Below are 13,366 nucleotides of genomic sequence, written 5' to 3'. Positions count from 1 at the left end.
TTTCTGGACCGCATGATAGATCAGGCGCAGCATCGTTGCGCTCGGCGCCCGCTCGCCGAAACAAGAATACAGTGTACAGGAAGGAACGCCCTGATGATCTTTGGCAAAAACAGGTCATTGCGCGCGAAAGATAGTTCCGCTGGCGAGGAAATGGCGTTGCTCAGCCGGTACGCCGGCGTCGGCCTATGGGATGCCGTCCTCCACAACGGCGACCCGATGCACCCGCAGAGCCAGTGGCGCTGGTCGGAGGAGTTCCGCCGGCTCGTCGGCTTCGAACAGGGCGATCGCAATGGATTTCCCGATGTCGTCTCCTCCTGGGCCGACCGCTTGCATCCGGAGGATGCCCAGCACACCGCCGACGCCTTCGCCGCCTGCCTCAACGACCGCACGGGGCGGACCGGATACGACGTGCTCTACAGGCTGCGGATGAAGGACGGCTCCTACCGCTGGTTCCGCGCCATCGGCGGGGTGGCGCGCGATGCCTCCGGGCGGGCCGAGCGGGCTTGCGGTGCGCTGATCGATGTGAACGCGGAACGCGATCAGGCCGAACGGTCGGCGCTGCTCGACCGCAACGCCGGCGTCGGTTTGTGGGACGCCAGGATCCACAACGAGGACGCCATGCACCCGCAGAGCCAGTGGCGCTGGTCGGACGAGTTCCGGCGGCTGCTCGGCTTCCGCGACACGGCGGAGTTTCCCGACGTGGTCCAGTCCTGGTCGGACCGCCTTCATCCGGACGACGTCAAGGGCACCTTCGACGCCTTCGGCGCCTGCCTGAACGACCGCACGGGGCGCGTCGGCTACGACGTCATGTACCGGCTGCGCACCAAGGACAGCTCCTACCGCTGGTACCGCGCGATCGGCGGGGTAGCGCGCGACGCCAACGGCCGCCCGGTGCGCGCCTGCGGTTCGCTGATCGACGTGCACGCACAAAAGGACGCGGAGCTGCGGCAGACGGAGGCGGAAGCGGAGCGGCGGCGATCGATCGAACGGCTCGCCGATTCGCTGACCGCCAACGTGGCGCAGAACGCCGACCGCGCCACCAGCAACGCCCAGACCGTCGCCGCGGCGGCGGAGGAGCTGTCCGCCTCGATCACCGAGATCAGCAACCGCGCCGCGACGGCGGCGGCCTCCTCCTCACAGGCGTCGGACCAGGCCACACGCACCAACGAGGCGGTGCAGGCGCTGGTGACCGCGGCCGACCGCATCGGCGTGGTCATCAAGCTGATCAACGACATCGCGTCGCAGACCAATCTGCTGGCCCTGAACGCCACCATCGAGGCGGCCCGTGCCGGCGAGGCGGGGCGCGGATTCGCCGTCGTCGCCAACGAAGTGAAGTCGCTCGCCCAGCAGACCGGGCGTGCGACCGACGAGATCAGCGCCCAGATCTCCTCGGTCCAGCAGGAGGCGCGCAACGCGGTGGAGGCGATCCGCAGCATCGCCACCATCATCACCGACGTGCAGGCGATCTCCAGCGGCATTGCGCAGGCGGTGGCGCAGCAGGACACGGCGACGCGGGAGATCTCGTCCAGCGTCGGCAAGGTGGTGCAGGACATCGAGGGCGTGTCCAACAACGTCCGCGCCGTGACCACCGACCTCCGCGCTTCGGGGCAGAGGGGCTGACCGGCGAAGCTCCGGGCTTGAAGACCTCGTCCGTCGTGGCGATCTTGAACGCGGCGCCCGACCAATCGGGCGCCGTCGGGATCAGAGTCGGACGAGGACAACCGTGACCATCCGGACCATGGCGATCGCCGCCGCCGTCTGCGCCGTGCTGTTCGGCGGAACCTGGTACGCCATGCGCGCGCTGCTGACGGTTCCGGCATCCCCGGTGTCGCCGTCGGTGGTGTCCCTCGGCGCCTTCAAGGAGGTGTCGCCGCCGAAGCCGCTGCCCGCGCTGGCCTGGACCGACCTCGACGGCGCGCCGTTGCCGGCGGACGCCGTGCGCGGCCGGATGACGCTGCTCAACGTCTGGGCCACTTGGTGCGCGCCCTGCGTCAAGGAGATGCCGGCTCTGGAGCGGCTGCAGACACAGCTTGGCGGCCCCGGCTTCGGGGTGGTCGCGCTGTCGGTCGATCGCGGCGGGGCGCATCAGGTGAAGCCGTTCCTGGAGAAGACCGGCCTCAGCCGCCTGCCCATCGCGCTCGACATGCCGGGTGCGGCCATGCAAGCGCTGGAACTGCGCGGCCTGCCCACCACCCTGTTGCTCGACGCCGAAGGCCGCGAGATCGCCCGATTCGAGGGCGCCGCGGAGTGGGACGGGCCGGCGATGGTGGCGGAGCTGCGGAAGCGGATGGGCGGGGTGTAACGATCCGCCCCGCCACCTCGCCAAACCCCCACCCGCGCCTTTATAGTCGCTAACGGCGAGCGGCGGCGGATGGAGGCGATGGAGTACCGGTTGCAGCGGATGGACGTCGGGCTTGTGCTGCTCGATGCCGGCGGGCGGATACGGTCGCTGAACCGGACGGCGGAGCGCTTTCTGGGCCCGGCGGAGCGGCTGGTCGGCACCGCCCTGCTCGACCTGCACCCGCCGGAGACCCGCGCCAAGGTGGAGTTCCTGCTGGCCGCCGCCGGTCGTGCGGACGCCAGCGCGCAGGCCTGTTCGATGATCGTCGCCCTGCCCGGCCGGGTGCTTGTGGTGAAGGCCACGCGGCTGCCGTTGGACGGCGGCGATGGCACCGCGCTCATGCTGATCGAGGCGAGCGGGCAGACCGAGGCACCCGAGGTGGACGCACCGCCGCCGCTGGTCAAGCTGCCCGTCACCACGCGCCAGGGGGTGGCGCTGGTCGATCCGACCGACGTGCTGTTCGTCCGGGCCGACGGACATTACACCGCCGTCCACACGGCGTCGGGCGCGCATCTGTGCACGCTTTCGCTGGCGGAGTTGGAGGCGCGGCTCGACCCTACCCGCTTCCTGCGGGTGCACCGCGGCTATCTGGTCAATCTCTGCCACGCCGGAGCGGTTGAGCGGACGGGCGACCGGACACTGTTCGTGATGGCGGCGCCGGGCGCGCCGCGCGTGCCGGTCAGCCGCAGCCGCACCGACGAGCTGAAGCGGCGACTGGCGCTTTAGCGGAAATTTGCCTACACCACACCCTCCCGCTTCCGCTCCCCGCCTGCACCGACCGACGGCCGTCCGACCATGACAAAGACCACGCCGACCGGACATGTGCCCGGACTGGACGCGATGCGGGCGCTGGCAATCGTCTTCGTTCTGGCTGCGCATTCCAACCAGAGCCTCGGCCCGCCGTTCGGGCTGCCCGACGAGGTCTTTTTTCATCTCGGCGTGTGGGGGGTCGAGCTCTTCTTCGTGTTGAGCGGCTATCTGGTCGGCGGGATCCTGATCCGGCGGGTTCGCGACGGGTTCGGGCCGGCATCCTGGGCGAGCTTCATGATGCGGCGGTGGCGGCGGACGATCCCGCTCTACGCCATCACGGTGGCTGCCCTTGCCGCGGTGTTCGGCCCGCCCCTCGGCGCGTGGACCAACCTGGGCTACTACGCCCTGTTCCTGCAATGGGGCTGGTGGCGGGATCCGCTGCTGTCATGGTTCGGGGTGAGCTGGTCGCTCGCCATCGAGGAATGGTTCTACCTTCTGTTCTCCGTCTCGCTTCTGGGCGCGACACGCACTTCGGTGATCGTCCGGATCCTGCTGCTGATCCTGATCCCGCTTGCCTTGCGCCTCTGGCTCTACGATGCGGCGCTTGTCTGGGACGACGCATACCGCAAGGTGACGCCGCTGCGTCTCGACGCCATCGGGTGGGGCGTGCTTCTGGCTTGGCTTCACCTGGAATGGCGGGATTGCCGGCGTTGGCCGGCGGTGTTGATGGGCGCCGGGGCGGCGGCCGGGATCATGCTGTACGGGCTCGCCTTCGCCGACATGTCCGGCTGGTTTGCCAAAACGCTGCTGTTCAGCATCCTGCCGATGACCGGGTGCTGCGTTCTCGTCCTCCTGATGCGTCTGCGTCCGGGGGAGGGCCTGCTTCAGACGGTGATCGCGCGGACGGCAATGTACTCGTATTGCGCCTATCTTGTGCACCCGCTGATCTTCCATGGCTTCGAGCAGGTGATGCCCCACGGGTTGCCGTTCGTCGCGCTGTCCTGGGCATCGGTGCTGCTGGTGTGTGCCGCCTCGTACCGCTGGATCGAGGCGCCCTTGCTGACCCGGCGCTGAGACCGGGACCGGTGTGTCCCGACTGCCGGACCCGGCATCGGCCGCGATGGAGTCCGCCGGGCGGGTTCCGGAACGCGGGTCTCGGGTCCATTCGGGCGCCGTCACCGCCGTTCGGGAACGCCAACGGCCTGTCACGGAACGGGCGGTTGCGGAGGAGCGGCCGACGTCGGCAAGGATGGCGAACCGCAACGCCAGCCGGAGACCCCCAAGGCATGGACACCACCGCTCCCGACCGCTACGTCTCGTTCCAGGGCATCGACTGCACCGCCAACACCCGTGCCGTGGTCGACCGGGTGCTGATGCACATCGCCGATCCTGCGCGCTCCAACCCCTTCTGGGAACGCTTCAAGCAGCGCCTCGCGGAGGCGGGGAACGACCCGACGGCGCGCAAGGCGGACGAGCTGTGCCTCGCCTGCTCCCATGTTTATTACATCGACGAGCTGTTCGAGGAGCAGGGCGACGAGGTGGGGCTCGCCATGCTGCGCAAGCTCGAGGACGAGTGCTGCTGACCACACCCGCAAGCGCTGTGGAACCGGTGGCGGACAGCGGCGTATGGTCGCGCAGGGCCATCGCCGGTCCCCTTGTCCAGCGCTGCGGAGTTCCCGATCCGATGACCGAGCTTGCGAACCGTTGGCGCCGCCTGGCCGGCGCCGGGCTGCTCGCCCTCCTGGCCGCCGCGCCGGCGTGGGCGCAGACCGACATCGTGCCGCCGGAGGCCGCGACCGGCCGCGGCACCCGCGACGTGGAGCGCGCGACGCGTTTCATGGTCGCCGCCGCCAACCCGCTTGCCGCGGAAGCCGGGCGCGAGGTGCTGCGCAACGGTGGCAGCGCGGTGGACGCGGCGATCGCCGTGCAACTCGTGCTGACGCTGGTGGAGCCGCAATCCTCCGGGCTCGGCGGCGGCGCCTTCCTGGTGCATTATGACGCAGCCACCAAGACCACAACCACCTACGACGGACGGGAGACGGCACCCGCCGCCGCGAAGCCGGAGCGTTTCCTGGCCGCCAACGGCAAGCCGATGCCCTTTTACGACGCGGTGGTCGGCGGGCGTTCCGTCGGGGTGCCGGGGACCGTGCGCCTGCTGGAATTCGCCCACCGGAAGCACGGCAGCCTGCCCTGGCCGCGCCTGTTCGAAAAGGCGATCCGGCTGGCCGACACCGGCTTCACGGTCAGCCCGCGGCTGGCCGGGCTGATCGCGCTGGACAAGCACCTGAAGTCCGACCCGGCGGCGCGCGCCTACTTTTACGACGCCGAGGGCCGTCCGCTGGCGCCCGGCGTGCGGCTGAAAAATCCGGAGCTGGCGGCAACGCTGAAGACGCTGGCCGAGCGCGGAGCCGACGCCTTCTACAGCGGCCTGATCGCCGCCGACATCGTGAAGGCGGTGGCCGGGCACCCGACCAACCCCGGCGACATGACCGAGGATGACCTGAAGGGCTACGCGGTCAAGGAGCGCCTGCCGGTGTGCGGCGGCTACCGGGTGTGGACCATCTGCGGCATGGGGCCGCCCAGCTCCGGCGCCATCGCCGTGCAGCAGATGCTGGGCGTGCTGGAGACGGTGGACCTCGCATCGATGGGACCCGGCTCGCTGGACGCCGTGCACTGGTTCGCCGAGGCCGGGCGCCTCGCCTTCGCCGACCGAGCGCTCTATCTCGCCGACCCCGACTTCGTGAAGGTGCCGGTGAAGGGGCTGCTCGATCCACGCTACGTGCGCAGCCGCGCCCGTCTTGTCGACCCGAAGCGCTCCATGCAGAAGGCGGAGCCGGGCAACCCGCCCTATCAGGATACGCGCGTCTACGGCGCGTCCGAGGGGATCGAGAACGGCACCAGCCACATTGCGGTGGTGGACGCCAAGGGTAATGCCGTCAGCATGACCACCACCATCGAGGATGGGTTCGGCGCCCGGCTGATGGTGCGCGGCTTCCTGCTGAACAACGAGCTGACCGATTTCGGCTTCGCCCCCGTGGCCGACGGCAAGCCGGTCGCAAACCGGGTGGAGCCCGGCAAGCGACCGCGCAGCTCCATGGCCCCGACGCTGGTGTTCCGGGAGGACGGCGGCCTGCACGCGGTGGTCGGCTCCCCCGGCGGCAGCGCCATCATCAACTATGTGACGAAGACGCTGGTCGCCATCCTCGATTGGGGTCTTGACCCGCAGGTCGCCATCGACCTCCCGAACTTCGGCAGCCGCAACGGCCCGACCGAGCTGGAGGAACGCACCGAGGCCGAGGGCTGGAAGGCCGGGCTGGAGGCACGCAACCACCCTGTGCGCGTGCTGGAGCTGACCTCCGGCATCCAGGCGATCGTCGCCACCGGCAACGGCTACATCGGCGGTGCCGACACCCGGCGTGAAGGCGTGGCGATCGGAGACTGAGGGCGCAGGCTGAGAGCCGGGGACCGGAGCCGCGCCCTACACCGCCCCCCACAGGGCGCGCAGCCGGCCGCAGCCCTGGTCCAGCCGGCGGGCCAGCAGAACGGCGGTGTCCAGCGCCTCCTCGCGGCGGCATTCGCGACAGAGGCGGTCGAGCAGCCGGGCGGTCTCGAACACGCCGGTCAGCCCGACGGAGCCGGCGACCCCCTTCAATTCGGCGGCCAGCCCGGCCAGCGCGTCGATGTCCAGAAGGCGCCTGGCGGCGGCCAGTTCGGGGCCGATCGCGTCGGCGCGCTCCAGGAACTCCGCGACGAGCCGGACCACGGTCGGGCGGCCGATCACCCCCTCCAGCGCACCCAGCACCACCTCGTCGATCACCTCGTCGGCGGAGGCGGCGCCCCCCGTTCCGTCACCGGCGGTCAGGCGAGTGAGCGCGCGGACCAGGGCCGCCGGGTTGACCGGCTTGGGCAGATGGTCGTTCATGCCCGCCTCGCGGCAGCGCTCGATGTCCATGGGCAGGGCGCTGCCGGTGATCGCGATGATGGGAACGCCGCCGGCCGGCCCGTCGAGCGCGCGGATGCGGCGCGTCGCGGCGATCCCGTCCAGTCCCGGCAGATCCAGGTCCATCAGCACCGCGTCGAAGCTGTGGTCCGACGCGGCGCGCACGGCCTGGGCGCCATCGCCCACCACGGTCACGCAATGCCCCTCGCGCTCGAGCAGCCAGGTGTTGACGCGCTGGTTGACGGGGTTGTCCTCCACCACAAGGATCTTCAGGCAGCGGGAGCGGGCGCAGGGTCCCGCGGACACCTGGGGACAGGCGGGCAGAGCCGCCGTGAACCACAGGGTTCCACGCTCCTCCGCGTCCGACGCCCCCATCTCCCCGCCCATCAGGGCGACGATCCTGCGGCAGATGTGCAGCCCCAGCCCGCGCAGACCGGCGCGCCGGGTCTGGGCGATGTCATCGGGCAGCGGCCCGTCCGACAGCCAGGTCCGCAGGCTCGCCACCGCCTCCGGACCCGCCCCTTCCACCGCGAACCGCACGCCGAGGCCCATGCCCGGCAGCAGACCGGGCTCCACGGTGACGGCGATGGTGCCCCGTTCGGTGTCGCGCAGCGCCAGCGCCACCAGCTCGGCCAGGACGTGGCGCAGCCACGCCGCGTCGCCGGTCACCAGCTCCGGCACCACGGTGTCGACCGCGCCGGTCAGGCGCAGCCCCGTCTCCTCCGCCCGCTCCGCCATGGCGGACAGCACGCTGCCCACCACGGTCTCGATCGAAAAGGGGGCCGCTTCCAGCGTGATCTCGTCCGCCTCCAGCCGTGCCAGATCGCCGAGGTCGTCGAGGATGAGGCGCAGCGCCGTCGCCGAATTGAGGATGCGGGAGACGTGCGACTGCTCCTGCGGTCCAAGCGGCGCGGTCAGCAGCGCCCGCACCGACTCCACGATGCCGCCGACGGGGATGCGCAGTTCCTGGTTCATCAGGGCCAGCGTGCGCGCCTTGACGCGCGTGGCCTCCGCCGCCCGGTGCCTCGCGACGTCCAGGGCCGCGGTCAGCCGCTCCAGGTCGCCGGCATGGTCGGTGACCGATTCCTCCAGCGTTGCGGCGGCGGTGTGCAGGTCGTCCACCGCGTGCCGGTAGTCGGTCTCGTCGGTGTAGGTGATGACGACACCGCCATCGGGCAGCGGCAGGCTGCGCGCGGTCACGGCCGGTCCGCCCGGGGTCGAGCGGTCGTAGCTCTGCGGTTCGTTCAGGTCGAACAGGGCGATCAGCGCACGCGCCTGTTCCTCCGCATCGCCGGGACCGTAATCGCCGCGCTGCGCGCAGAAGCGGGCGATGTCCGCGACCGGCGTGCCGGCGGTCGCCAGCTCCGGCGGCAGCCGCAGGATCGCCCGGCAGGGCTCGTTGATGCGCAGCACGCGCCGGTCGGGTGCGACGACCAGGACGCCCTGGCCGACCGCGGCCAGCACCGTGTCGAGCTGTGCCGCGAGGGCCGCGGCGCCGGCATCCCCGGCGGCGACCGCCGTCATGGCCGGCATCGCGCTCACCGTGATCCCAGCAGGCGGTCCACCCGCTCCTTGAGAGCGCCGACGGAGGGCGGCTTCACCACGAACCCGTTCACGCCGAGCGACATCGCCTTCTTCACGATCTCGGATTCGGTGTGGTTGGTCAGGAAGACCACGGGGGTGCGGTTGTTGCGCACGTCGTAGCTGTTGCGCAGCGTCTCCAGAAACTGCAGGCCGGACACCGGTTTCATGTCGATGTCGCAGACGATGATGTCGGGGTTGGTGCGGATGCACTCCTGCATCCCGGTCTCGCCATTGTCCGCCTCGGCGATCCGGCGGAAGCCGATCTGCGTCAGGATCTGCATGATCGTTCGCCGGACGAAGGGCTGGTCCTCGATGACGAGGATGGTGAACTGCTCGTAGTCCACGGTCTTCTGTTCCATCCCAGCGCCTCCCCACAGGCATCCGCCCGACTGACCCGACACAAATAAAGGGAGTCGGCGCCCCGGGCAACGTGCACGACTCCTCCGGAGGCGAACGGACGCCCGATCGCGCGTCGGATGAAGTTACAGTCCGTTCGCAATCCTCTCGCGCACACGTGCGAACGCATCGTGCAACGACGCGCCGATCGCCCCCGCCGCGGTCAGATCGCCGGCCGCCGAGGCGACCTCGATGGCGGACGCCAGCCGGGCAAGCTCCAGGGCGCCCGCGGTGCGGGCGGCTCCGGCGACGCTGTGGGCCGCCCGCCGCGCTTCCTCCGCGTCGCCCGATGCCACCGCGGCCAGCACCTCAGCCACCGTGGGCTCCGTGGTTTCCACGAAGTAACCCAGCAGTTCGGCAGCCCCGTCGAGGGAGCCGAAGATTTCCCGCACATGGGCAAGGTCGAGCACCTCGTCGCCCCCCCCGACCACCGCCGCGGTGCCCGCGGGGACCGACTCGGAGGCCGTTGCCGCCGGGCGTCTCAGGGGGAGTGCCGCCGGCAGCCAGCGCGCCACCACCCGGTGCAGGCTGCCCATCGCCACCGGCTTGGACAGATAGTCGTCCATCCCGGCGGCCAGGCAGCGCTCCGCCTCGCCGGCGAGCGCGCTGGCGGTGAGGGCCACGACCGGCAGACGCCCCCCGCCCTCGCGCTCGCCCACGCGGATCCGGCGGGTGAGCTCGTAGCCGTCCAGTTCGGGCATGAAACAGTCGGTGAGCAGAAGGCCGTACCGACCGGTGCGCACGGCATCCAGCGCCTGCGCCCCGTCCTCGGCCGTTTCCGCCGCGAAGCCGAGCTGGCCAAGCTGCTTCATCACCACGGTGCGGTTGGTCGGGTTGTCCTCCGCCACGAGGATCAGCGCCCCCGCCGTCCTCGCCTCCTCCACCGGCGGCGGTACGAAACGGCTGTCGGACGGATCGCCGGAACGCTCGTCCCGAGCGTCGGCATGGTCGGGCAGCGCCTCCAGCGTCATGCGCCCGGCGGCGCGCGCCACGGCCCCGCGCAGCAGCCCCGCACGCACCGGCTTGTGCAGGATCTCCGTGCCCGCCTCGTCGGCGCGGCCGAGAAGCCCGGCGTCCTCCAGCACGGTGGCGATCACCACGCCCGTCCGGTCGAGTCCGCGGATCCGCTTCAATGCCCCCGCCAGGCCGAGCCCGTCGATGGCGCCCGGCGCGTGATCCGTCACCACGATGTCGAAGGGCCGTCCGTCGGCCAGGGCCCGGCGCAGCCGCGCGAATCCGTCGGTCGCGTCCGCCGAGCGGGCCACCGCCGCCCCGGCCCGCTCCAGCGCGTCGGCGAACGCGTCGAGCACCGGTGGGCAATCGTCGATGAGCAACACGGAGAGCCCGAAAAGCCCGCCCGGCGCGTCGTCGGTCCCTTCGCAGGGCGGCATCGGCAGCTCGACGCGGAACGCCGCCCCGGCCCCGGGGGCGCTGTCCACGGCGATGGTGCCGCCCATCAGTTCCACCAGCCGCCGGCAGATCGAGAGGCCGAGGCCGCTGCCGCCGTACCGGCGGGTGGTGGACGGATCGACCTGGGTGAAGGGCTGGAACAGCCGCGCGCGCTGATCGGCGTCCAGCCCCGGCCCGGTGTCGGCGACCAGGATCCGGACGGTGCCGGCCTGCTCCCCCTTGGTGACGGCGACGGCGACATGGCCGGCCTCCGTGAACTTCACCGCGTTGCCGACGAGGTTGATCAGGATCTGCCGCAGCCGCACCGGATCCACCGAGCGCCGCTCCCGCCCCTCCAGATCGAGGCGGCACACGAGGTCGAGCCCCTTCTCCCGCGCCCGTGCGCCCAGGAGTTCGGCCACCCCTTCCACCAGGTCGCGGAGGTTGACGGCCACCGGCTCGATCTCCAGCCGGCCGGCCTCGATCTTGGAGAAGTCCAGGATGTCGTCGAGGATGGTGAGCAGACCCGATGCGGATTCGCGGACGACACGGAGCACGTCGCGCTGTTCGGTGTCGAGCGGCGTGCGGTCCAGCACCTCCAGCATGCCGAGCACGCCATTCATCGGCGTGCGGATCTCGTGGCTCATGGTGGCGAGGAACGTCGACTTGGCGCGCGCGGCCTGCTCCGCCTGCTCCTTCGCCTGCCGCAGCCTCTCTTCCGCCTCCTTCCGCTCGGTGGCGTCCAGCATGATGCCGGCGAAGCGCACAGGCAGCCCGTTCGCGTCACGCAGCACGCGTGCGTAGTCCTCGACCCAGACCCAACCGCCCGTCTTCCGGCGCAGGCGGTAGGTGGCGTGGTAGTTCTCCGTCCCGCCGCTGAGGTAGTGCTGCGCCTTGGCGGTGACCACCGGCAGGTCGTCGGGATGCAGCAGGCTTTCCCAGACACCGATGGCCGGCTGGAGTTCATCCGCGCCATAGCCCAGCATGCGCGTGTACTCCGGCGACCACCAGACGGTGCCGTCGCGCAGGTTCTCGTCCCACACCGCGGCACGGGTGGCGAGCACGGCGAGGTCCAGCCGCTGCCGGTTGCTCTCCAGCTCCGCTTCCGCCCGCCGGCGCTCGGTAACGTCGGTGTAGCTGTAGACATAGCCGCCGTCGGTCAGCCCGCAGCCGCGGAACGCCAGCACCGGGCCGGACGCCAGTTGCAGTTCGGTATCGACGGCCTCGCCCCGACGCAGCGCCTTCAGGACGGCGGCGATCTCCGCCTCCACGTCACGGCCGGCGAAGTCGCCGCGGCCGGCGCAATAGCGCATCAGCTCCGGCACGGTGGGACGACGGTCCAGGAGTTCCTGCGGGTAGGACCAGAGGCGGCGGTACAGATCGTTGTGGAGCACCATGCGAAAATCACGATCGAACATGCACACGCCGTTGGGCATCGCCTCGAAGGCGGCGCGGAGCTGGGCCGCGCGCGCGGCGGCAGCCCCTTCCGCCTCCACCTGCGGCGTGATGTCGACGCAGGTGACCTGGACCGCCGCACTGTCCTTCCAGTCCACGCGCCGCGTGCACAGATCGACCGTGATGACGCGCCCGTCGCGGCGCACCAGCCGTTGCCGGAGCGCACGGTCGGGCGACGCGCGGCCGGATTCCAGCTCCGCCATCCGGTGGATGACCCGTTCGCGATCCTCCTGCGGGATCAACGGATCGATGAGCGAGCCGTCGGACAGGGACGCCGTGTCCGGATAACCCACCATGTCGGCGAAGGCCCGGTTGGCGAAGACGGCGCGGAAATCATGGACGATGATGATGCCCTGGAGCGATCCCTCGACCAGATCGCGGAAGCGCGCCTCGCTCTCCTTCAGCGCGATCAGCGTGCGGTTGAGGTCGGTCACGTCGGTCACGGTGATCACCCAACCACCGTCGGCGCGGCGCGTGGCGCGCAGTTCCACGTCGCGCCCCAGGATGGTGCGCCGCTCGTAGGTGTAGGGAAGGCCGGCGTTCAGAAGCTCCACCCGTTCCCGCAGGAACTGGTCCGGCTTGACGCCGGGGAAGTCGCCGCGCTGCGCGCCGAAGCGCAGCAGCTCCGGCATGGTGGGGTGGTCCAGCACGTCGAACGGGGTGAGGTTCCACAGCTCCAGATAACGGCGGTTGAACAGCTCGATCTTCCAGTTGCGGTCGAACAGCACGACTCCGCAATCCAGCGCGTCCATGGCGGAGCGGAGCTGGGAGGTCACCTCCACCGCGGCGGTTTCCGCGCCGACGCGCGCGCTCACATCCACCACCGTGGTCTGGACCGCCGGTCCGTCCTGCCAGTCCACCCGATGGTCCACCGTCTCCAGCCAGATCAGGCGGCCGTTCCGCCGACGGCCGCGCAGCCGCTCCGGCCGCTGGGCCGTCCGCCCCCACAGCGCGCGGATGTGCGCCTTCCATGCCTGCGGGCGCGCTTCTGTGGCGATCAGCGGGCGCAGGCTGCCCAGCGCCACCACATCCTGGCCGGTGGCCAGACCGTGCATGCGGGCGTAGCTGTCGCTGGCGTACAGCGGAACCAGCCCGCGATGGATCACCACCCCCTGGATGGAGCCGTCGATCAGGGATTCCAGACGCTGCGTCACCTGGCGCAGCGCATCCCGGCTTTCGGCGGCATCCGCGGCCAGAAGGTCAGCGCGCAGAGCGATGCCGCGCTGGACGCGGACCACCGCCACGACGAGAACCAGGGCAACGATCACGGCACCGGCAGCCGCCATGGCGGCCATGGTCACCGTTCCCGCCATGTCCAGCTGCCGGGCAGCGGCGAGGCCGAGCGCCATGGCCAGCCCGGACAACACCGCTACCGCGGCCATCCCGGCCGAAAGCAAAACCGTCACGCCGACACCACCGGCACGCATTCCAAGGCTTCTCCGTTCCGCTCCGGCGCGGGACTGTAGCAACCCGCAGCGGATGGCGCGACAAGCCTATCAGCGCAGCCTATG

Annotated in this window: 9 protein-coding genes; 6 read left to right on the top strand and 3 right to left on the bottom strand. The window is 70.7% G+C overall.

Features of this window, described 5'->3' with window-relative positions; genetic code table 11:
• The first annotated feature begins 150 nt into the window (after window positions 1-150).
• The 6 genes from HL658_RS04915 (at window position 151) to ggt (ending at window position 6,533) form a co-directional block, all read left to right on the top strand.
• Window positions 151-1,620, top strand: coding sequence for a methyl-accepting chemotaxis protein (locus tag HL658_RS04915; protein WP_246337316.1), 1,470 nt, complete (start codon window positions 151-153; stop codon window positions 1,618-1,620).
• Window positions 1,621-1,723: 103 nt separating this feature from the next.
• On the top strand, window positions 1,724-2,302 hold the full coding sequence (locus tag HL658_RS04910) for a TlpA family protein disulfide reductase (RefSeq protein ID WP_343055008.1): 579 nt from the start codon (window positions 1,724-1,726) through the stop codon (window positions 2,300-2,302).
• A 78-nt stretch (window positions 2,303-2,380) separates the two neighbouring features.
• On the top strand, window positions 2,381-3,067 hold the full coding sequence (locus HL658_RS04905) for a LytTR family transcriptional regulator DNA-binding domain-containing protein (RefSeq protein ID WP_180280725.1): 687 nt from the start codon (window positions 2,381-2,383) through the stop codon (window positions 3,065-3,067).
• A gap of 69 nt (window positions 3,068-3,136) precedes the next feature.
• Entirely contained in the window at window positions 3,137-4,165 is a 1,029-nt protein-coding gene (locus HL658_RS04900) for an acyltransferase family protein (RefSeq protein WP_180280724.1), read from the top strand.
• Between the two features lie 212 nt (window positions 4,166-4,377).
• Window positions 4,378-4,674: a N(2)-fixation sustaining protein CowN gene (gene cowN, locus HL658_RS04895; protein WP_180280723.1), complete on the top strand. Its 297-nt coding sequence runs from the start codon at window positions 4,378-4,380 to the stop codon at window positions 4,672-4,674.
• Between the two features lie 101 nt (window positions 4,675-4,775).
• Window positions 4,776-6,533 carry a gamma-glutamyltransferase gene (gene ggt, locus HL658_RS04890; protein ID WP_180280722.1) on the top strand — a complete coding sequence of 586 codons (1,758 nt, stop codon included), beginning with the start codon at window positions 4,776-4,778 and terminating at the stop codon, window positions 6,531-6,533.
• 36 nt (window positions 6,534-6,569) lie between these two features.
• On the opposite strand, the gene HL658_RS04885 is transcribed toward ggt, so the two are convergent.
• From HL658_RS04885 to HL658_RS37625, 3 genes are all read right to left on the bottom strand, one after another.
• Entirely contained in the window at window positions 6,570-8,564 is a 1,995-nt protein-coding gene (locus tag HL658_RS04885) for a response regulator (protein ID WP_180280721.1), read from the bottom strand.
• Window positions 8,565-8,569: 5 nt separating this feature from the next.
• On the bottom strand, window positions 8,570-8,974 hold the full coding sequence (locus HL658_RS04880) for a response regulator (RefSeq protein WP_180280720.1): 405 nt from the start codon (window positions 8,972-8,974) through the stop codon (window positions 8,570-8,572).
• Between the two features lie 123 nt (window positions 8,975-9,097).
• Complete coding sequence (locus tag HL658_RS37625; RefSeq protein ID WP_180280719.1) at window positions 9,098-13,261, bottom strand: PAS-domain containing protein; 4,164 nt, start codon at window positions 13,259-13,261, stop codon at window positions 9,098-9,100.
• Window positions 13,262-13,366: the final 105 nt, after the last annotated feature.

This window comes from Azospirillum oleiclasticum, from assembly GCF_013423485.1.
In the GTDB taxonomy this organism is placed as follows: domain Bacteria; phylum Pseudomonadota; class Alphaproteobacteria; order Azospirillales; family Azospirillaceae; genus Azospirillum; species Azospirillum oleiclasticum.
Note: the sequence above shows the minus strand (reverse complement) of the source record. Positions and strands in the feature narration are given on the sequence as shown.